Raw genomic sequence first — 21,015 nt, 5'->3', positions numbered from 1 at the left:
CGCACCCCACCGCCATGGGGTGGAGAGTACGCGCTGCGGAACGGGGTGGTGAGCCCGCCCCTAAACGGGAAGATCAAGCATCCTTGCGAAGACCCGGGCCCGCCGATCGATCATTGGGCCGCCGTAGTCGACTGCGTCAGAAGCCATCTGTCGCGCCTGCGGTGAGTAGTGCACCGAGTCATGGCAGACCGGATAGGCGCGTTCCAACCAGTCCAGAGCGGCTGAGTAGTCCCGGCGCTGGTGATAGGACCGGGCCGTCTCCACCATGAGCCGGGCGCGCCGCTCGCGACTCGGAATCGTGTCCGGGTCGATCTGCTGGGCGCGGTCGCGCGCGGCTGACGACTTCGACAGGTCGGCGCCGATGGACACCGAGTGAACGGCGACGTTCGAGGTGCCGAACTGCGTCCACGGGTGGTGATAGCCGCTCGGCAAACGTTCGGCCGTCGCCTGCCCTTCTTCGAGGTACCGAAGCGCGTCTCCTTCCCGGCCCGCACGGGCGCTTGTCGTGGCCGCATGGAGCTGGAGCGCCCCGTACATCGCCTGGAGCTCGACCGGGCCGTCCTCCAGTCTCGGGCGCAGGATCCCTGCTGCTTTGCTGACGAGCTCGATCGCGCCGTCCAGGTCGCCCATGGAGCGCTGCACGATCGCGAGCGTCCATGCGGCGCCGGCCAGGGTCACTGGCCGGTCAGCGTCGTGGGCGGCGCTCATGCTTCGGTCTGCCACGACCCAGATCAGTTCTGCCTCGGACGCCCACACGATTTCGTGCTGCGCGAGGGCATACACGTCGGCCAGGACCGCGTTCGCGTCGCGGTGGTCGTCGACCTCGGTGACGCGAACGGCGAACCGCGCTTCGCGGATGAGCGCGGGCAGGACCCGGCCAACGTCGGTTCGATGCTTCACGGATCCATGCCAGAGTCGCCAGGCGTGCGCGGTGCGACTGGCGAGCGCAGGCACGTCGACGGGGCCAGCCGGGACGGTGAGCAGCGGCGCGCGGATCGCATCGCGGATTGCGGGAACCGCCTCGTGGGGAATGCGGGCGAACGATGCCATGGGGATGGATGCGGCGTCCCCGATGTGCATATCCGTGCCGGCGAGCAGCGCGACGTCTCCGACACCGAGCGCCTCGGCGAGCTTGACCAGGTTGGGGAGTCGGGGTGGGAGGAGTCGGCCGCGTTCGACGTCCTTCAGCCAGGACGCGGACATGCCGACCAGTCCGGCGAGAGTGGGGCGCGAGAGGCCCTTGCGCTCACGAAGGATCTTGATCCGTTCACCGGTCGGCTTACCGGCCAGATCATCGACCATGTGCGCCGCCCACTGCCGGGGTGCGCGTCTCACTTTCACGCATAGGCCCCGTACCTCCTGAGTCTCGACAACTCCCAGGCTAGGCGCGGGGCTCACGCGTTCACAGGGCAACCTCGATATGGTGCCCGAGCGGCTGCTGAGCGCGTGAGCATCCTGCCGCATCCACCCCGGCAGGCGATCCCTACATGCCGAGCAAAGACGTCCATCCGTCATCGGCACACCGTCCACGGTGATCAACGCCGGGCCCCGGGCAGCAAGGACAGGCATTCCAATCGATCAACTACACCGGGCGCCACGGGCGCAAGTCCGTGTCGGAGACGGTCCTCTCGGTACCTGCTGCGATCACGAGAGCGCCTGCTTCGTTCACCTCAAGGGAGGGGGCGAACGTCGACGGGCTGCCAGCGAACACCAGGTCGCCAGCCTCCCTCTCGCAGGGGGATCAAGACAAGGTCGACCTCGACCAGCACGCCTTCGACGACAGACTTCGGCCGCGCCGTCAGGTGGGATCGGGCGAACCCTGGAGCGGCTGGCTCCTGGCCGCGACCACCCAGCCGCCGAGCATCAGGAACCCCGCCCAAGGTCATCGAATCGTGTAATTGCGGGCCGTCTTTCGCCCCTTGTCGCAGTTGAGGACGTCGCGCGCCTCGGTTTGCTGCCCTGCCTGGAGCGCGGCCAGGTACGCCGAAATCGTGTCATGCGAGGAGTTGAACGCGGTCCCGCAGGCACGGGTGCCGGACTGGACCGGCCAGAACGCGACGGCCAATGCGGCGATCATGACCAAGTCCCTTGCGGCGAAGAGCTACCGGGACAGGCTGAAATCCTTGATCGAGACGTTCATTGACGGAGTGTCTCCGATCAGGCGCACCGGAGTCGCCGCCTTTCGCCGATCCCGCATCAGCCGGAAGTGGATTCGCGGCGTTCCTTTCACCAACGGTCAGCGTGGTTCTACGGACATGTTCTGGTCCGATCTTCCTGCCTTTCAGTGGCCCAACTCCTGTGAGTTGGATGTTCGCGCGGGACTTGGCCGCGCCCCTCAGGCCCTGGCTCCTGGCGGCCGGCGACAAGCGGCTAAGTCCCTGAAGGAACCACGTTGTGGAAGAGACAGCGAAGTGTCCTGCGCGGAGGTTCAGAGCTGGCGGGATGCCAGGGCTGACGCTGGGTCATCGGTCGAGACCGGCCGCGTGGCACATGGCCTTCGGGTTCGGGGCGCAGCCGACGGGCCTAGGGGTGGATCTCCTGATTGGCTCAGCAGCTGGTCTGCGCGGTGACCCCCACGTCCGCCGCATTAGCTTTTTGATTGCTTGGTTGTCTTTGTCGCTACCAATTTGGCTATGACCACTAGTCTCTTTGCGTCACTGCCCTTGGGGTGGCAGGTGATGAGGGAAAGGTAGCGGCCCTTGGGGGTTCTGCCCGGACGGAGGGGTGTTGGATTAAGGACGTTCGTTCGGGACGGGGAGATGATGCGAATGCGGCGGACTACGTATCGAAAGGAATGGGACTTGGTCTTGAGTACGATCGAGTCTCCTTTGGTGAGACGGTTGAGCTTGCGGAAGGGGGCTCGGCCGGTGGTTCTGTGGCCCAGTAGCGCCACGTTCCCTACCTGCCCTGGCTTGGCGGTGCCAGGGTAGTGCCCGATAGTGCGTCTCAGCTTGGCCTTGCCGACGCCTTCGCGAATCCTCTCGTGGAGGCCGATCTTTGGGATTATGAGAGTGGCGATGGCTGGTGCGGCAGCGTGGGTGCTGGCCGCTTGCGGCGTGCTTACGACCGTGGCCACGGTGAGCAGTGTTATCCAAAGGAAACGCGACGGGAGTCTGTGCATTTTAGGCTCGGAGCTTTCTTTGTGAGGGGGCGGCATTTCGAAGGCGCCGCCCCCTTCCGTAATTCAGCGCAGGAGAGGATTGCCCGCCACGTGAACCGGGAGGCCCTTCGTCACTCCGAGGGTCGGCCGGTACTCCGCCGCGTGCTCCGGGGACGGGACGGGGATTCCCGCCGCCCGGATGAGATCTTGCAGGGTCTGCGCCATGGGAGGCAGTGGCTCCTCGACCACCGGCTCGGGCGTGCCGGCCATGCGCCTGGTGGACGGCAAGATCTTCGGCTTCTTGAACTTTGGCCTTTTGGGGGTCTTGGCCTTGGTTTTGACCGGCAGCGGCGGTTTTGCCGATTTGGTTCCTTCGCAATCGGGGTTGGCCCGGCCGCGGACGGAAACCCGGTCCGCGCACTCGTGGGGCGGCGGCGGGCCGTTGTGGTGATCGTGCTCGCCCGGATCGTGAGAGCCGTGCAGCACGTGCGCGCCGCCCCGGCAGAACGCCTTGGCCACGCCCAACACCGCTGCCGCGTTCCCGCAGACGTCGAGAGGGATGTCGATGGGAACGTAGGCCTGGTTGCCGCCCAGCACACTGACCGTTCCCGAGGTCTTGTCTCCCGGGCCCGCCCCGCCGTGGTGGGTGACCGTGGCCGTGCCCTTGCAAGCGGCCTTCGCGACGCCGGCGATGGCGAGGGCGTTGCCGCAGAAGTCGATCGGGATGCTGATCGGAGCGCGTAGCTGGTTCCCGCCTCCCATTGAGACGCTGCCCGAGGTCTTCATCGATCCGCCGCCGTCGCCCATCTTGGCGACGTGGGCCCCACCGAGGGACTCGGCCTTGGCCATTCCCAGCAGAGCCGCGGAGTTTCCACTGATGTTGATCGGTACGGAGATCGGCGCGTTGATCTGGTTGCCGCCGAGCACGCTCACGTCACCGCTGGTCGTATCCGCGTCCGTGGCGCCACCGGTGATGCTCGAGCCGGCGGCCACCCCCGCTGTCACCAGAGCGACGCGAGCAGAGTTTCTGGCCCAGTTTCGCATTCTTGTTGCTCCTTTTTCGATGTGGATGCACGGGGTGGCAATGGCGTGAGCACCATCGCTGGTGTGCGTCGAACGTGCGAGAAAGCGACGCGTCGCCTATTCGGGAACGGGAGCGGGAACCGGAACGTCCGGCGTGGAGGCGGTCGGCGCCTTTGCCAGCCGAATGCGTTGTGTCACGAGCGCGAGTGCTGGGGAGGTCCGGGTCACTCCCAGCGTCCCGAGTGCGCTGGGACCGTGACCTGCATAGGTCGAGGCTCCGCCGACATGGTGTCCGCCCGAAGCCGCTGGAGGCACCTGGGTCGGCTCTCCCGAGTCACCGTCGGTACTGGTCGACAGATCGGATGCTGCTGTGGTCGATCGCAGGATCGGCCTGGGCAGGGGCTGGGCGAACGTCTCGCCGGGCGCGATCGTCTCGCCAGGCGCCAACGCAGAGCCTGCTCCGACTTGGGGCGCCTGAACGGGCTGGATGTTGACCGCGCCGCTGCTGAGCAGCTCTTCCGACGAGGCTGACGGAGTCTCAGGCGACCTCATCGGGAGAGCGAGGACTCCGTCGATCGATGGCGGGGAGACCTCTAGCGAGGTCGCGCTGAACGCCTGTGGCTGCACGACGGCCAAGGCCGATCGCTGAAGCCGGTCGGCCGCGGCGACGAGCGTCCCCCCGATTCGCTTGAGAGAGTCGCTGGTCAACGTGGTCCGGCTCGCGTCCCCTCGTTCATGGACGACCGTTTGCCGCACTGCCCGGCTGCGAGAGCTCAATCCCGCCCGCGAACGTACCTTCGCCGAGGCGGCCACCGCCTCAGTCGCGCTGTGATGCCCAGTGGCGAGGCGTTTTACGTGAGCACGCGTCTCTCGCCGTACGGACCCGCGCGAGCAGGCCGCGGCTGCAGACGTGGTCGCGCTCACCGCAGCGGTCGAGCCTGAACAGTCGACAGGTGCCGAGGAGGCCGCATGGGCGTCCCGCTCGGCGAGCGCGGCGACCGCCAGCCAGCCGGCCGCCACGAGGAAACCCGTTGTCACGACGCGCCGGGCGCAGGAGATCAGCGCAGGCTGGAGCCGGCCTCGGGGCACTGCGACCCCGTGACACGCCGGCGCCAGTAGCGGCATCGGACCACACTCCTCGAGATCTCGCAGACCAGCGGTGACGCTCCCTCGTTCGGCTGGACGGCACGGACGCTAACAGCCCGTGAGTGCTGTTCTCCGGTGCTCAATCGCGTGATTGGCCTTTCTTGACGGCTGCATTGTCAAAGAGGGCCACTAAGGCTTGCCGATGCCGTGAACACTCGGACGGGCTCTCCCCCGCGGTCGCTCATGAGAAGCGGTGAGCGCAGCTCCTCCCGGCGGGACGCGTGAAGTTCGCTGCGCTCACCACCCGTCGCAGCGCCGAGGTCCATTCGGCGTCGAGCGCAGGCCAAACTATCGGTCGCCCTCGGAGTGCAACGCGGTTGCCATGCGCCTTTGCCCCCACTTGCCTAATGCCAGAAAGCCCCTTGGGACTGCAAGTATTCAATCGAAGCAAGCCGAAGGGGAAATGCGCCGCGAGAAGCGCGGGGCGCCATTGGCCGTATTTTAGTGACCTGACTACCTTGTCTAGAATGAGCCAGAATATAACAGGTTATCTTCGACCGCTATGGAAAAGGGATTGCCACGTTGTATCAACAGCCGATGAAATTCGGTTTGGCGTGCTTGTCTTCCGGCGAGGGGTGGGATGCGATTGCCTGCACGCGGGAGGCTCCCGCCCCCTGCGTGTTGTTCGACTGCACTCACCGTGAATGGAGAGCCTCATGCTCAAGAAGCTGGTCATTTCTGGCCTTGCTGGATCCGCCGCGCTGTTGACGTTCGGCGCTGCTCCGGCCCACGCCGGTGGCGAAGACGAATACGACGACCACCACAAAGGTGGTGGCAACGTCCAGATCATCGGCATCCAGACTTGCCGCGGCATTGACATCGCCGGCGTCGGTGCCGCCATCCACAACATCCTCGGTATGACCTACGAGTCGGGTGACTGCATCAACGGTTCCGTTGTCGACGACTGACCCGCTCACAAGAAGCCAACCCTGATCACAGGGCAAGGGCCGTGGGGGGGGGGGGGGGCCCCCCCCCCCCCCGGGGTGGGGCCCCCCCCCCACGGTGTCCCCCACACACCACCCCAACCCCGAACACGGCCCACGGCCCGGGGCGCCTTGCCGCCCCCACGGCCCCCTTCGTGTTGACGACCGCCGACCTTTTTCGCCCCTTAACGCGCGAATGCTGCCGCCTAAAGGGCATGGCCCACTCATGACCGCGCACGAGGACATGGACACGCTGGCCTGCGGCAGCTGCGTTGCATTGGGCTCGACTGGCCGCCATCCACCTATGCGGAAGGTCAGAGCAACTGGCCAGGGTCTTCCCGAGAAACGATCCTTTCGCCATTGAGTCTCGCCGCTCTCAGGGTGGTGTCCTCGCAGTGGCGCAAATAGAAGTTGAGACCCTCCTCGCCCCAGGGACTGGTCGTCCTTCGTTCCAACCACCGGATCATTTCGATCAACATGTTCCAGTGAGTGGGGCCGTGGATCTCCTGGCGCGAGGTCAAGACCCAGGCCGGGTGACGTCCTTGCCGGAGGGCGAGCTCGGAGAAATCCACCCCGCCGACCCGCGCGTCGGAAGGCCCGCGCCGAGCCATCAGCGGCTCTCGCCGAGTCTTCCAACTGTCGTCGGCCACATCCGCGGCAGGATCACCATCACCGACGTACTCGACCTCAAAGTCGGTCACGATGGTGAATTCCTTGGGCTCTGGCCCGCGCCCGAGATGCCAGCGCAGTTCGGCAAGCTCCGCATCCGAAAGATCCGCCGGAAGCTCAGCTGTAATAAGCAATTCGTAGAGATCGGACATGCCGCGGCAGCCTAGTGCCTGACTGCGCGAGCTGAATGACTCCGCCGGCTGGCAGGATGTGGCGGGCCATGACGACCCCCATGACGAACATAAACCGTAGGGGTGTGACCCGCACCCGGCCGACACCGACCTGCTGCCGCGCGATGGCCGCCGCCACCTGGGTGTGCTGGAAGAGCGCGTACGCCGGCAGTGGGACGCCGTCGCGGGCCCTCCTCCCGGCGTGCTGCTGGCCAGCATCATCTTGTGGCTCCGCCACCATCAATTGTCAGACACGGCCTAGCGCTCGGACGGGCCCTCGCCAATACGCGCGGGCCTGACCGCAGTAACAGACCGGCAAGCCCGGCGGCCGGGATTCGGCCACCGGGCGTTTGCACTTTCGCAGCGAGCAGACACACCAGCGTTTCGACAGCGCGCCCACGCGCCCACGCGTCCCTGCTTCCACGCGTCCCTGCTTCCACGCGTCCCTGCTTCCACGCGTCCCTGTCACCGCGCGGTTGAGCGACCTCTAGCGCGCGAGGGCTTCAGGATCGGACGGGTACGGGCGGGATCTTGGCCAGGCAGGAGATGTCGCCCACCCGCAGGTCACGGATGAAGCCGGTCTCGATGGCCGCCGCGCAGCCGCTCGGCTCCTTTTCGGGCACGTGGCCCACGTTGGGGACCTCCACGACCGTGGAGCGGCGGAACTGCCGGGCCGCCAGGCGTCCCGACTCGGTCGGGGTGTTGGCGTCCAGGTCGCCCGACACGACCAGCACCGGGACGTCGGGGAACGGGCCGTCGACCGGTTGCACCGGGCCATCGCGGTCGGGCCAGCGGATGCAGGCGTTGCCCTGAGCGGTCATGGAGCTGGTCCAGGCTTCCTTTCCGAACGGCCAGTACGCCTGCTCGGGCAGCGCCGCGCGCCCGGCCGCGAACTGCCGCAGCCGGGTCGAGATGGGCGCCTTACGGTCCCACAGCTTCGGATAGTCATTGCACATCACGGCTGCCGCCTGCGGAGGGTTGAAGGGCCTCTCCTCCTCACGAGGTGCCGCCGATCCGCTCATCGGGGCCTGCTGCCGGGCGGCGGCGATCAGCAGGGTGTTGTCGCCTCGCAGTGCGGTGCGGACCATCGCGGGGACATCGCCGATGGCCTCGGGAGCCTGCGCGGTGGAGCCGAACACGATCGAGGCGAGCGAGGTGTCGTCCAGCCGCCGCTGCTTGTCGTCGCCCTCCATCGTGTAGAGGACCGGCCGCTCGCGCAGTCGCCCGGCGAGCCGCGCGATGTCCCGCAATACCTGGTCGCCCTTGCACGCGTCGCCGCTGCGTTCACACATCAGCTTCAGGGCCCGGCGAGCCGCTCGGGCTTCCGGGCGCGCCCACATGTCGAACGCGAGCGGATAGGCGCTTGAGAGCACCACCGAACGCACCCGATCCGGATGCCGCTGGGCGTAGACCGCCATGAGGTACGTGCCGTACGACTGTCCGAGCAGGTCCAGCCGCTCGATGCCGAGCTTGGCGCGAACGGCGTCGAAGTCGTCGGCGATCTCGGCCGAGGTGTAGCCACGCGCACGCGTTCCCAGAGACCGGCCGCACTCGCCGATCGCCCGTACGAAACCGTCGCGGGTCGCGGGAAGGGAACGGAGGGACGCGCAGTCGATCGGGTCGGATCGGTTGACCCCGCGCGGATCGATCAGCAGCAGGTCGTGATCGTTCAAGAGATCGCTGAACGCCTGGGCGAACCTCGGGGCGTAGGCGATCGCGGAGTCACCCGGGCCGCCCGGATTGATCGCAACCGTCCCCTTGGCGGGCTTGGACGTGTCCCGGTGACGGATCACCGCGTAGGCGACGGTGGTGCTGCCCAACTCGGGATGCGCTCGTTGCAACGGGACCCGCACGGTTCCACATTCGGCGCCGGGCACCGGCAGGCACGGCTCGCCCCGGGGCGCCTGCGCGGGCTGCGCCGACACGGCGCTCGCACCACCCGTCATGACAGCGAGCGCCGCCACCGCCACGCCGACACCCTTGAAGGTCTGTTTCATGGCGAAAGCATGAATGGCGCACGATCGGCCACACATCGCTCGCCATGGGGAATCGCCGGCGGGACTCTGGAGTGATCTTGAGGGAGATGACTGGCTCGCAGGTCTCGGTGACGAGCGTGCCCCGGCGAGCGATCAGGTTTTACTTTGCCGGCGCATGTTGGAGACAGACGTGATCTTGCGATTGTTAGATGCTTACCCGCATCTCATCCACCGGACGTTCGCTTTGCCGCAAAGCGAGGTGATCGCCGGAAGCGGGCGGGGGCCCGTCAGTGTCACCCGGGGGAAACCATGGCCAAGTCGCAGCATGACTGCCTGTCCAGGAGCATGCAGGAGCCCATAGCAGAACCAGCGCATGGGCCATTCCAGGCCGCGCGCACGGCGGCACGACGCAATCCGTTCAGGAAGGCGCCTGGACCGGCAAAGGCGGCCAAAGTAGTGATGGCCAGCCTGGCGGCGGCAGGAATGATCGGACTGACAGGGGCGATGCCGGCGTTGGCGCAGCCGGCCGATGGACCTCGGACGGCGCCGCGCCTGTCGCTGAGCAAGCAGGCGTCGCTGTCGTCGGCCCGGCCAGGGCAGCGGTTCCGTTATGTGCTGCGGGTGCGCAACGTCGGCATGGTCCCGGCTTACAGGGTCAAACTCACCGACCACGTACCCGCTGGGTTGAAGGTCACCAAGGTGCGCGGGCCCCGCTGCCGGACGGGCGGGAAGGCGTCCGACGTGACTTGCAGTTGGCGCCAGGTCGCCTATCGGCGATCGGTCACCGTACGCATCGACGTGCAGGTATCGCCGACCGCCAAGAGCGGCAGCCGACTGCGCAATCGGGCCGTTCTGACCCACCCGGACGGCCGTAAGGTCGCCACCCACACTTTGCGCATCATCCCCGCCAAGTCGACACGATCCGAGTCGGCAGCACCCAAATCCGACCCGGACAAGCCAGCGCCGAACAAGCCGGAATCAGATCAGCCAGCGGCAGATAAGCCAGCGGCAGATAAGCCAGCCTCCGAAAAGCCAGGGACAGATAGGCCGGACTCGCAAAAGCCCCGGCCACACAAGCCGCTGACGAACGGGTCAGAAGCGCACAATCCGAAGGCGCATAAGCCCGCAGCGGACAGGCCAGCCGGACACAAGCCCGCAGGGCGCAAGCCAGCAGCGGACAGGCCCGCAAAGCACAAGCCCGCAGGGCACAAGCCCGCAGGGCACAAGCCCGCAGGGCACAAGCCCGCAGGGCACAAGCCCGCAGGGCACAAGCCCGACCACCCGAGGAGCCCGGCCTCGCCCAAGCAGCCCGCCCGGGACGCCGAACAATTGCCGCAGACCGGTATGCCGATGGCGGCACCGGTTGGCACTGGGCTGGCACTTCTGCTGGTCGGCGGAATCGCCTGCTGGCGAGCCCGCCGTTCCCAACCGGCATCACCCTCCCCGCAAACCGATGAACCCGCATAGCGACGGTCGCCGACATCGCCAAAGTCGCCAGGGGCGCCACGGCGACAGCCGTCAGCGAGGACGAAACCCGGCTCACCGGCCAGGCCGCGACGCCATGCCCGGGGCGTCCCGCTGACGGCGGCGGACGCGACGGAGGGGGCTTGTCCCGTTCCCGATTCCGCCGATCAGCATGATCCTCATCTGGGAACTAAGCTGACCAACCGTGACGAGCACCGACCCCCGTTCCGGCGACCAGCGCCGTCGCGACACCGAGCATCGACTCGCCCATGACATCGATGTCTGGGTGTCCAGCGCCTCGCCGGACGGCGCGCCGTACATGGTGCCGCTGTCCTTCGACTGGGACGGCGAAGCTCTGCTGCTGGCCACGCCTGCGAACAGCCCGACCGGCAAGAACCTGGCCGGCTCCCGCACCGTTCGGCTGGGCCTGGGCCCCACCCGCGACGTGACCATGATCGAGGGCGAAGTCGAGGTCCTTGAGATCGGGGCGCTTCCACAGGACGTCGGTGACCGGTTCGCCGCGCGCACCGGCTTCGACCCGCGTGCGCAGGACACGCCGTACCGCTGGTTCCGGGTTACCCCGCGCCGCATCCAGGCGTGGCGCGAGGAGAACGAGCTGCCCGACCGCGAGCTCATGCGCGATGGCCGTTGGTTGGTTGACGGAGACCGCGAAATTGGTGCCGGTCGGGTGAGCAGGGCCCCGGGAACGGACGCGCAGCCGCACGGTGCCGAAGCCCATGACTTGATCCGCGTGCACGGGGCGCGCGTGAACAACCTCAAGGACGTCAGCGTCGAGATCCCGAAGCGCCAGCTGACGGTGTTCACCGGCGTGTCCGGCTCGGGGAAGAGCTCGCTGGTGTTCGGCACGATCGCCGCTGAGTCACAGCGGCTGATCAACGAGACGTACAGCACCTTTGTGCAGGGCTTCATGCCGACGCTGGCACGGCCCGAGGTCGACGTCCTGGACGGGCTGACGACCGCGATCATCGTCGACCAGGAGCGGATGGCCGCCAATCCCCGTTCCACGGTCGGCACGGCCACCGACGCCAACGCGATGCTGCGGATCCTGTTCAGCCGGTTCGGGCAGCCGCACGCCGGACCTCCGATCGCCTACTCGTTCAACGTCGCGGCGCGTACGGCGAGCGGGTCGATGAAGGTCGACAAGGGCAAGGGGCAACGGATCGTGGTGCGCAACGCCGTCTACCACGGCGGTATGTGCCCGCGCTGCGAAGGTATGGGCTCGGTCAGCGACATCGACCTGACCCAGCTCTACGACGACAGCAAGTCCCTCAGGGAGGGCGCGCTCACCATCCCCGGCTACAGCATGGACGGGTGGTACGGCCGCATCTTCATCGGCTGCGGCTTCTTCGACCCCGACAAGCCGATCCGCACGTTCACCAAGAAGGAGCTGAACGACCTCCTCTACAAGGAACCGACCAAGATCAAGGTCGAGGGCGTCAACCTCACCTACGAGGGCCTGATCCCGAAGATCCAGAAGTCGATGCTGTCCAAGGACATCGACTCGCTGCAGCCGCACGTCCGCGCGTTCGTGGAACGGGCGACGACGTTCTCCGTCTGTCCCGACTGCGAGGGCACCCGTCTGAACGAGGCGGCCCGCGCGTCGAAGATCAGGGGGATCAGCATCGCCGACGCCTGCGCGATGCAGATCAATGACCTGGCCGTCTGGATCAACGGCATCGACGAACCGTCCGCGGCACCGCTGATCGCAACGCTGCGCGACACCCTCGCCTCCTTCGTCGAGATCGGGCTCGGCTATCTCAGCCTCGACCGGCCCGCCGGCACCCTGTCGGGCGGCGAGGCGCAGCGCGTGAAGATGATCCGCCACCTCGGCTCCCCGCTCACCGACGTCACCTATGTCTTCGATGAGCCCACGATCGGGCTGCACCCGCATGACATCCAGCGGATGAACGACCTGCTGCTCCGCCTGCGCAACAAGGGCAACACCGTCCTGGTCGTCGAGCACAAACCAGAAATGATCGCGATCGCCGACCACGTCGTGGACCTCGGCCCCGGCGCTGGCGCAGCAGGCGGCACCGTCTCCTTCGAGGGCACCGTCGAGGGATTGCGGACCAGCGACACCATCACCGGCCGCCACCTCGACGACCGGGCGTCTCTCAAGGAGAAGGTGCGGACACCCACCGGCACGCTGGAGATCCGTGGCGCGAACAAGCACAACCTGCGGGACGTGGACGTCGACATCCCGCTCGGTGTGCTGACCGTGATCACCGGTGTGGCCGGTTCGGGTAAGAGTTCGCTGGTGCACGGGTCGATGCCCGCTGGCGCGGGGGTGGTGTCGATCGACCAGAGCGCGATCAAGGGCTCGCGGCGCAGCAACCCGGCGACCTACACCGGATTGCTCGACCCGATCCGTAAGGCGTTCGCCAAGGCCAACGGGGTGAAGCCGGCGCTGTTCAGCGCCAACTCCGAGGGCGCCTGCCCCGCCTGCAACGGCGCCGGCGTCATCTATGTGGACCTAGCGATCATGGCCGGTGCCTCCACCACGTGCGAGGAGTGCGGGGGCAAGCGGTTCCAGGCATCAGTGCTGGAGTACACCTTCGGCGGCCGCGACATCACCGAGGTGCTCGCGATGTCGGTGACCGAAGCCGAGGAGTTCTTCGGCTCCGGCGAGGCGAAGCTCCCCGCCGCGCACAAGGTCCTCCAGCGGCTCGCCGACGTCGGGCTGGGCTACCTCACGATCGGCCAGCCGCTGACCACCCTGTCCGGTGGTGAACGTCAGCGGCTCAAGCTGGCGACTCACCTGGGTGAGAAAGGCGGGGTGTACGTCCTGGACGAGCCGACCACCGGCCTGCACCTGGCCGATGTCGAGCAACTGCTCGCCCTGCTCGACCGCCTGGTCGACTCCGGCAAATCCGTCATCGTCATCGAACACCACCAGGCCGTCATGGCCCACGCCGACTGGATCATCGACCTGGGCCCCGGCGCCGGCCACGACGGCGGCCAGATCATCTTCCAAGGCACCCCCGCCGACCTCATCACCGCCCGATCCACCCTCACCGGCCAGCACCTCGCCGCCTACGTAGCCCCCTGACCAATCCCCGCAGGCATCCTCGCTCGCACCCGCCTACCGTTGGACTGTTCGCCGGCTCAGGCCCAAATCAAAGAAGCCTTGGCCCGCTACATGCTGACGGAATTCGCGCACGCCGCGCCAACCGGCAGTGCGATCGCCGTGCCGTGCTCCCAATCGCGGCAGGCTACCGGCGATGCGGTCGGATCGCCGGTCCGTCTACGCGAACGCGGTGCCGCGTCCGAAGATCGACCAGGCGATCCGGTCTCAGCCCGTCCGTGTCGCCGCGCCCAGCAGATCGCCGCTGCGCTCCCGGGCGTTCTGCCGAGTCATGGCCGAAAGCTCAGATGGGTGGTGAGGATTCGATCTGGTCGGCGACGAGCCGTTCGGCTCAGGTCGCCCTCAAGGGCGCGGCACCAGGGCGAAGTAGCTGGAAGCGATCATCTGGCCGGTGTCTGTCGGGTGCTGTCTGGCAAGCTGCGGGCTGGTCAGCGGGTGTGGTCGCTGGCGGCGTCTTCGGTGCTGGGGCGCGGCGGGATGGGGTTGTGCTGGAGTTCGGCTCGGAGGGTGTCGTAGGTGGGTGCAAGGGTGCGCAGGGTGTGGGCTGCGGTGCGGTTGTCGCCGATGGCCAGCGACTGCTGGAGGGACCCGATCAGCTGGGCCTGCCGGAACATGACGGTCGCCGCTTGGGTCCGCTCGATCTCGCGCAGGCAGGTGGCCGCGTCGGTCACACGTCGTGCACCTACGCGGATCGCGAAGTGGATGAGGTGCTCGTACAGCCCCTCATCGCGGCCGCTTTCCAGCGCCGCCGCCAAGGCCAGGGCGGCGTCGCCGTTGCCTGAACTTCCCGGCGGCATGGCGTGATCGGGATCAACGCGCAGCCAGTTCACCGCATGAGGAATGGACGTGGTAAGGGCTTCTTTGATACCTACAAGCCTGGCTCGCGTGAAATTCGTACGCATCGTGTACGGCTCGCCGAAGTCGACGGTGTCGGCCTGCCACGCCTTGAGGAAGTCGTCGAGCGGGAGGGGGGCGAAGGGATACCCCTGGGGATCGTGCACGATCACCTGATCGTTGTTGATGCCGAGGACGGTGAGGTAGTGGTCTGCGCCTATCGGGCCGGTCTTGCCCGGCTGGTAACGCAGATATCCCATCTCGATGGGACCGGCCATGACCGGGCCGTGGGCCAGATAAGAGGCCAGACGCTCCAGTGCCGTGTCGGACGCGCCTCCGCTGCTGGTCTCCGCGGTCCAACCGAGTGCGGCGAGCGCCTTGTCAACACCGATCTCGGGGTTCCATCCATAGGGATCGAAGAATGGCAGCGTGCCGCCGACCAATTGCATGCCGAACGGACTGCCGGTCACCGTCTCAATGATCGCGACCGGCGGCGCTTCGGCGCCCAGCATCATCGCCAGGCAACTCGAATAGCAATAAGGGCCTGAACCGATATAGGAAAGATCGATCACGGGATGACCCTCTCAATTTTTGAGCGAAAACGCCACCGATAGCTCATGCTGTATGTGATGGGCCTGTGCCTGTTACCGCGGGCCGACGCAGCGCCCGCTGACGAATGGTCCGGCGATGTGTCGAAGCGCGCGCAGCGCCGTTCGTCTAGAGGGCAAAGCCCCCAACAGGGCGGAGAACTTGCATCCACGTGAAGGAGGATCGTCGTGCACGCCGACGAAGAACTCGCCTCAATCCCGGTCCCGCGCAGCCTGTCCGAGCGGCGGGCCTATGCTCGGGACCGGCTCGAAACCGGCTTCCAGATGTGGCTGGCCACCGGCAGCGACGGCCATGGTGCGCATCTGATCCCCGTGGCCTATGCCTGGGACGGCTCGGCCCTGTATACCGCGACCTTTGCTGAGAGCCGCACTGTCGCCAACATCAAAGCCCACCCACAAGCGCGGGTCGCTCTCGGCGACACCGCCGACGTCATCATGATCGACACCAGTGCGTCGCTTATGGGCGTCCCCGACATCGACGCCGGCATCGCCGAGCACTACGCCAAAGTCTCAACAGACCCCCGTACCTACCCGGAGGGCACGTTCGTCTACCTACGCCTGCACCCCAGGCGCATCCAGGTCTGGAACGGCTTTCACGAATTCGTTGGGCGCACGGTCATGCGGGACGGCCGATGGCTAGATAACCCAGTCGACTGAGGTGGTCTCAGACTGCCCGGCCTCTGTGGGATGTAGCGGCGGAACGGAAAGCCACGCCAAGTATCAGCACGTGACTGTGCGGAGCCGGTCTCCGGTGCACTCAGTCTGCAAGCGCTGCAGGTTCGGGCAAGGGGAACAGTTCCAGGAAACGGCGGACCAGGCCTGTGTCCCCCTCCACCTGTAGAGCGCCCTCCTTGACCGCGTCGTCGAGGTCGCGTTCGCCCCAGAGAATCTCGTTGACGGTCGCCGAGTCGCCGACGATGGTCGCGTCCGCTGCGGCGGCGTCCCCGCGTTCGATGTGGAACTGGCCGTCCGACACCGAAGCGGCGAACTCGTCGAGGCCGAACCGCAGGCCGATGCTGCCGGTGAGCCCGCGCGCCGCCGCGGGGCTGAACAGGGTGCGCAGCGCCAGCACGAGCGCGTCAACGCTCAGTGGGGCGTCATGCAGCATCGAGGGGGAACGGCTGCCCCAGCGGCCGAGGGCGATGACCACTGGTTCCAGCTCCAGGCCCCAATCGGTGAGTTCGTAGACCTTGGAGGCGGCCGGGGGGCCGAGGGTGCGCCTGCGCACCACCCCTGAGGCCTCGAGTTCCCGTAGCCGCTGGGAGATGACGTTCGGTGCCGCGCCCGGCAGACCGTTGCGCAGGTCGGTGAACCGCTTGGGGCCGAGCAGTAGCTCGCGGACGACGAGCAGCGCCCATCGATCTCCGACGAGCTGGAGTGCGTGCGCCGCCGCGCAACCGTCCTGGTAGGAGCGCTTCCCTGCCACAGGATCAGTCTACCGGTTCGTCCCTCATTACATCTAAGTCGTTGTGCTTCAGAGATTCTTAGTTGTAATTTACTATCAATCTGTTGCTTTTGAGGACTCGGAGGAGATCGTGCAACCTGAATCGATCAGCGCCCCGCCCGGGCAGGATCCGCGGCGGTGGAAGGCACTCGCCTTGCTGGGCGCCGCGTTCTTCATGGTCATCCTGGATGCGACGATCGTCCTCACGGCGATCCCGTCCATGCAGCAGGACCTGGGCTTCACGGTGACGGGAGTGCAGTGGGTGCTGACCGCCTACGCGTTGACCTTCGCCGGCCTGATGTTGTTCTTCGGCCGCATGGCCGATCTGTTCGGCAGGCGGCGCGTCTTCATGGCAGGGCTCGCGCTGTTCGTCGCGTCATCGATCATGTGCGGTGCCGCCTGGTCGGCGGAGGTGCTCGTCGCGGCCCGGTCCCTCCAGGGGCTGTCAGCGGCGATCATGGCCCCCACCGCGCTGTCCATCGTCGTCGCCACCTTCTCCGACAGCGCCGAACGGAACAAGGCGCTCGGAGTCTGGGGTGGCTTGGGCGGAGTCGGCGCCACCGCCGGACTGCTCCTCGGCGGGCTGATCACCGACGCGCTGGGCTGGGAGTGGATCTTCTACCTGAACGTCCCGGTCGGCGTGGTCATCCTCGCGTTGTCCCCGGTGTTGCTGCGAGAAAGCCGGGAGCGGGCGGCGACCAGAGAGTTCGACGTCGTCGGCGCCGTCACGATCACTGTGGCTCCGCTGCTGATCGCCTACGCCGTCATCCAGGCGCCGGAGTCGGGCTGGGCCAGCGCCACGACCATCGGCCTCCTCGTCGCCGCCTTCGCCGTCCTGGCACTGTTCGTCTTCGTGGAGGCCCGATCCACCGCTCCCCTGGTGCCGCTGAGGATCTTCCGCAACCGCACCCTGGTGGGCGGCAACCTCCTGATGCTGGTGGTGGGCTTGGCCGTCGACGGCATGCTGTTCCCGCTCACGTTGTACGCGCAGCAGGTCCTCCGGTATTCGGCACTGCAGTTCGGTCTCATGAGCGCGGTCATGACCGTGATGTCGGTCGTCGGCGCGTTCGCCGGACAGGCACTGGTCACCAGGCTGGGCATCCGGCCGATCGCCATCGCCGGCACGCTGCTGATCGGCGCTGGGTGCCTGTTGCTGATCCCTGTGTCCGTGAACGGGTCGTTCGCCGCTGACATGGTGTGGGGTCTGCTGGTCTTCGGGCCAGGCATGGGCGCCTCCTTCGTCGCCGCGCAGATCGCCGCCCTCACCGGCGTCGCGGAGGAGGAATCAGGGTTGGCGGCGGGCCTGGTCGACACGCTGTTCAACATCGGAAGCGCACTCGGCATCGCCACGGTCACCTCGGTGGCGGTCGCGGTGGGCCGTGTCGCGGCGACCGAGCCCGGTGACCCCTCCGGTTCGGTGGTCGCTTTGAACGACGGCCTGCGCGCCGCGTTCGGAGTGGCCGCCGTCTTCGCGGTGCTAGGCCTTGCCGTGGCGTTGTTCATCCTGACCCGCAACCGTCCCGCAGAGGTCGCAGTACCCGAACCCGCGACGCACCACGCGTAAAGGCGGTCGGCTTTGGCCGTACGTGGGCGTGCCCGGACACCTTGCTCGCCTCCCTCAGCCAAAGCCGACCGCCCTGCCGTGCGCCGCCCATGGGAAGGCCGGAACCCAGCCCCTGCACCTCACATCAAAGATCATGGCCGACGCCGGGGTACCGGCGGGGCCTTCGTCTTCGATGAGCATGGGAGCTGGAATGCACACACCGGGAGAGCCGAGCGATCTGGAGGAGCCTCGGGTCCTGTGGGCCCGCGCGGCCACGACGGCCATTGCCTGCGCCGCGGGGCTGCTGTCCGCCAACGTGGTCCGGCTGCGACCTGATGGGCTGAACTCCGATGCCAGCGGCGCTGGGTGGTGGACCCTCACCCTGTCGCCCGACGAGGAGGCGGTCTTCTCCGGACAGGACGACTTCAGCCACACGCATCTGGGGGACGAACCTGTGGACCTGCTGGCCGGACTGCCTGATCGGCTGTCCTGGCCACAGCTTCGAGAGGACCTGCGCGCCCGGGCCTTGGGCTTTGTCTACTGGTACACCGGCGGAGCATGGCACCGGGCCCCCTACCCCGAGGACCTGGAGGACGACGGGTTGGACGCGTCCCTGTCCTTCCTGGCCGACGAGGCCGAACTGACCATCATGCTGGTCGAGGATCATCCTCGTACTGAAGACGCCGGCCGGACCGTCGCCGGATTCCTCGACCGGGCCAAGGACCGCCGGCTCCACCCCGACGATGTGATCGCCCTGCTGGCCGCCATCAATCCGCAGGTCGCCACCGACCCGGCACGGGTCAAAGCCGCGCTGGACATGGCCACCCGCACCGGCCTGCTGGAGGGCACAACGCCGCCCCTGTTCACCGCTGACGTCTGAAACGACCACCGCCCCGGCACTCGGCGCCAGCACGTTCCGCATAGGTCCGCAACTGCGGCTGCAGGCAGGACCCCGGCAGTCCAGCCTTGTGAACTGCCGGGGTCTTGCTCTGGTCGGGTCCGTGTTAGACGACAGGACCGGACCGACTCCCGCGCGTGTTCCCTAGCGCGCGACGGGCACTGGCGACTGGTTGCCGTGTAACCGCCAGGGCCTATGTCGTCTTGTGTCCGCTTCGCCGACAAGAGCATCTCAACCAAAGCCCAAAATATGGATCGAAACATCTCCTGACGGCGACCGCGATGTGGCTGGCTATGAGACCGTCGCCTAGCGATGCGAAGGCACGGGCACGGGCGCCGCCGCCAGCACGGATGCGGTGTCGGTAGAGGTGCGCGGCCGTGCGCCGCCTGCCCGGGCCGATCGCTGTGTGTCGTCTGGCCGTGCGTTATCGCCCAGGCTTCCTTCTGGATCTGGTCGCCAGATCTCGCGTGAACGCCTGCCTGCACGGGTCGGCTGTCTGGTGAGTCCGCGGGTCTCGCTGATCTTGCAGATAGTCAGATGGTCGATATATAAAGATGACATGGGTAATGCGATGCAGGAGCCGACGTTCCTGATCCTGACCGCGCTGGCAGACGGGGCGCAGCACGGGTACGGGATCATCTCCGATGTCGAACGGATCTCCGCGGGCCGGACCCGGTTGCGCGCCGGCACGCTGTACGCCGCGCTGGACCGGCTGCAGGCCGAGGGCCTGATCGCCCCCGACCGCGAAGAGGTCGTGGACGGTCGGCTGCGCCGCTACTACCGGCTCACCGAGGACGGCGCCGCCGCACTCGCCGCCGAGGTCGACGCGCTGCGCCGCCGCACGGAGGTCGCGGCCCGCCGTCTGGCCGCCTTCCCGCGCCGGGGTGGCGGCACCGCTCCGGCCTTCGCCGCACACTTTCAGAGGGGACTTCGTTGAGCACGATCGAGGATCGTTACCGTCGCCTACTGGCCTGGTATCCCACCGACCACCGTTCGGCGCACGAGCAGGAGATGTTGGACGTCCTGCTGTCGGCGGCGCGTCCGGGGCAGACCCGGCCCTCCGTCGCCGACGCGGCCGACCTGCTCTACGGGGCTGTCCGGATCCGGCTGCGACGCGCCGTCCACGGCGACACCGGGTCCGCCTGGCCGGGAGCGCTCGCCATCGCCGGATTCCTGGCGACGCTGATGTTGGTGGCCGATGGTGTGCGGTTCGCCGTCAACGCACCGCAAATGTCGTTGGTCGTCGCAGAGCGACTGGAGGACGGCGAACCCCCGCTGCGGACGCTGGTCGTCTACCTTGGCACCGGCCCGTACTGGCTGGCGTGGGCCGTCATCGCGTTCCTGGCTTGGCGCGGCTCGCGCCGCCCCGCCGCGCTCGCGGCGTGCGCGGTGACCACCGCCCAGGTCGTCTTGGCGCTGTACGGGACGGGTTTCGCGGACGGTCCGTGGTCTTCGCTGGCTGCCTCGCTGGCGGGCGTCCCGCTACCGGTGGCGATGCTGGCCACCGCATCGTTGATCGCGTCCCCGGGACTGCGCCATGGCGCCCGGCTGCTGGGCCGTGGCCGCATCGCCGTGGCGGCGGCCATGGCGACCGTCCTGATCGCGCTCACCTCGTCGCCGCTTTTCACACTGATCTACCAGGGGGATCTCGGCCCGACGAGGACCGACGACGTCGTCGGTCTGATCTCCTTCACCGATACCTGGGGCGGGCTGAAACTGGCAGCCGCGCTCGCGACCGTCGTGTCCATTACCGCTGTGCTGTCGCGCACCCATCAGGGCCGCCGGGCCTGCGCCCTGCTGGCGCTTGGCGGCGCGCCCCTCATCCTCCACTTCTACGAGTGGCCATCCGGCGACTACCCGTTCCTCCCTGGCCTGCTGGCGCAGGGCCTGATCGGCTTTGCCCTGGCCATGCTCTGCGTCCGTCTCGTGGAACTCTCGTCCAGAAACCGGGAACGCAGGAGCGAACGAACCCCGGCCTGATCACCGAGTGCCGGCTGTACGGCCTCCGGCGGTGATGCCGCAGATCCAGTCGCACCGGAAGGGTCAGCAATCTGAAGTCGAGCATGCCGGATGGCGTGGCCGATCACGATGGTCCTTGCAGATGCGGAACG

Annotated in this window: 16 protein-coding genes; 8 read left to right on the top strand and 8 right to left on the bottom strand. The window is 67.3% G+C overall.

From position 1 onward, the window contains the following. Window positions 1-60: 60 nt before the first annotated feature. The 4 genes from F8566_RS09950 to F8566_RS09935 form a co-directional block, all read right to left on the bottom strand. A complete protein-coding gene (locus tag F8566_RS09950; protein ID WP_225993059.1) occupies window positions 61-1,530 on the bottom strand; it encodes a helix-turn-helix domain-containing protein in 1,470 nt (489 codons plus the stop codon). 352 nt (window positions 1,531-1,882) lie between these two features. Then, window positions 1,883-2,077: a hypothetical protein gene (locus F8566_RS09945; RefSeq protein ID WP_151559744.1), complete on the bottom strand. Its 195-nt coding sequence runs from the start codon at window positions 2,075-2,077 to the stop codon at window positions 1,883-1,885. 510 nt (window positions 2,078-2,587) lie between these two features. After that, the gene (locus F8566_RS52890; protein ID WP_225993027.1) at window positions 2,588-3,121 is read right to left on the bottom strand and encodes a class E sortase; all 534 of its coding nucleotides are present in this window, start codon (window positions 3,119-3,121) and stop codon (window positions 2,588-2,590) included. 63 nt (window positions 3,122-3,184) lie between these two features. Continuing rightward, a complete protein-coding gene (locus F8566_RS09935) occupies window positions 3,185-4,105 on the bottom strand; it encodes a chaplin (RefSeq protein ID WP_192809610.1) in 921 nt (306 codons plus the stop codon). A 1,820-nt stretch (window positions 4,106-5,925) separates the two neighbouring features. On the opposite strand from F8566_RS09935, the gene F8566_RS09930 reads away from it, so the two are divergent. Next, the gene (locus F8566_RS09930; RefSeq protein WP_151559739.1) at window positions 5,926-6,177 is read left to right on the top strand and encodes a hypothetical protein; all 252 of its coding nucleotides are present in this window, start codon (window positions 5,926-5,928) and stop codon (window positions 6,175-6,177) included. 329 nt (window positions 6,178-6,506) lie between these two features. Here F8566_RS09930 and F8566_RS09925 read toward each other — a convergent pair whose 3' ends face one another. Both F8566_RS09925 and F8566_RS09920 read right to left on the bottom strand, forming a co-directional pair. Continuing rightward, the gene (locus tag F8566_RS09925; RefSeq protein ID WP_151559737.1) at window positions 6,507-7,013 is read right to left on the bottom strand and encodes a hypothetical protein; all 507 of its coding nucleotides are present in this window, start codon (window positions 7,011-7,013) and stop codon (window positions 6,507-6,509) included. Between the two features lie 521 nt (window positions 7,014-7,534). Continuing rightward, window positions 7,535-9,028, bottom strand: a complete 1,494-nt coding sequence (locus tag F8566_RS09920; RefSeq protein WP_192809609.1) for an alpha/beta fold hydrolase — start codon at window positions 9,026-9,028, stop codon at window positions 7,535-7,537. Between the two features lie 288 nt (window positions 9,029-9,316). On the opposite strand from F8566_RS09920, the gene F8566_RS52885 reads away from it, so the two are divergent. Together F8566_RS52885 and F8566_RS09910 are read left to right on the top strand one after the other, a co-directional pair. After that, complete coding sequence (locus tag F8566_RS52885; protein WP_151559734.1) at window positions 9,317-10,474, top strand: DUF11 domain-containing protein; 1,158 nt, start codon at window positions 9,317-9,319, stop codon at window positions 10,472-10,474. 202 nt (window positions 10,475-10,676) lie between these two features. After that, a complete protein-coding gene (locus F8566_RS09910) occupies window positions 10,677-13,541 on the top strand; it encodes an ATP-binding cassette domain-containing protein (RefSeq protein ID WP_449691372.1) in 2,865 nt (954 codons plus the stop codon). A 464-nt stretch (window positions 13,542-14,005) separates the two neighbouring features. On the opposite strand, the gene F8566_RS09905 is transcribed toward F8566_RS09910, so the two are convergent. Then, window positions 14,006-14,983: a C39 family peptidase gene (locus tag F8566_RS09905; protein ID WP_225993026.1), complete on the bottom strand. Its 978-nt coding sequence runs from the start codon at window positions 14,981-14,983 to the stop codon at window positions 14,006-14,008. A gap of 204 nt (window positions 14,984-15,187) precedes the next feature. Between F8566_RS09905 and F8566_RS09900 the strand changes: the two genes are divergently transcribed. Next, window positions 15,188-15,676 (top strand): pyridoxamine 5'-phosphate oxidase family protein, encoded by a 489-nt coding sequence (locus F8566_RS09900; protein ID WP_225993025.1) that lies wholly within the window; start codon window positions 15,188-15,190, stop codon window positions 15,674-15,676. Window positions 15,677-15,776: 100 nt separating this feature from the next. On the opposite strand, the gene F8566_RS09895 is transcribed toward F8566_RS09900, so the two are convergent. Then, window positions 15,777-16,445, bottom strand: coding sequence for a winged helix-turn-helix transcriptional regulator (locus F8566_RS09895; RefSeq protein ID WP_151559732.1), 669 nt, complete (start codon window positions 16,443-16,445; stop codon window positions 15,777-15,779). 109 nt (window positions 16,446-16,554) lie between these two features. Here F8566_RS09895 and F8566_RS09890 point away from each other — a divergent pair, with 109 nt between their 5' ends. The 4 genes from F8566_RS09890 to F8566_RS09875 all read left to right on the top strand — a co-directional run bounded on the left by F8566_RS09890 (window position 16,555) and on the right by F8566_RS09875 (window position 20,884). After that, complete coding sequence (locus F8566_RS09890; protein ID WP_225993024.1) at window positions 16,555-18,027, top strand: MFS transporter; 1,473 nt, start codon at window positions 16,555-16,557, stop codon at window positions 18,025-18,027. 190 nt (window positions 18,028-18,217) lie between these two features. Beyond that, the gene (locus F8566_RS09885) at window positions 18,218-18,886 is read left to right on the top strand and encodes a hypothetical protein (protein ID WP_151559730.1); all 669 of its coding nucleotides are present in this window, start codon (window positions 18,218-18,220) and stop codon (window positions 18,884-18,886) included. A gap of 577 nt (window positions 18,887-19,463) precedes the next feature. Further along, window positions 19,464-19,841, top strand: a complete 378-nt coding sequence (locus F8566_RS09880; protein WP_192809608.1) for a PadR family transcriptional regulator — start codon at window positions 19,464-19,466, stop codon at window positions 19,839-19,841. Further along, the gene (locus F8566_RS09875; RefSeq protein ID WP_151559728.1) at window positions 19,838-20,884 is read left to right on the top strand and encodes a hypothetical protein; all 1,047 of its coding nucleotides are present in this window, start codon (window positions 19,838-19,840) and stop codon (window positions 20,882-20,884) included. The genes F8566_RS09880 and F8566_RS09875 overlap by 4 nt, the downstream gene beginning before the upstream one ends. Window positions 20,885-21,015 lie beyond the last annotated feature (131 nt).

The organism is Actinomadura rudentiformis, assembly GCF_008923185.1.
In the GTDB taxonomy this organism is placed as follows: Bacteria; Actinomycetota; Actinomycetes; order Streptosporangiales; family Streptosporangiaceae; genus Spirillospora; species Spirillospora rudentiformis.
The sequence above is the reverse complement of the archived record's forward strand: the minus strand, read 5'-3'. Positions and strand labels throughout refer to the sequence as shown.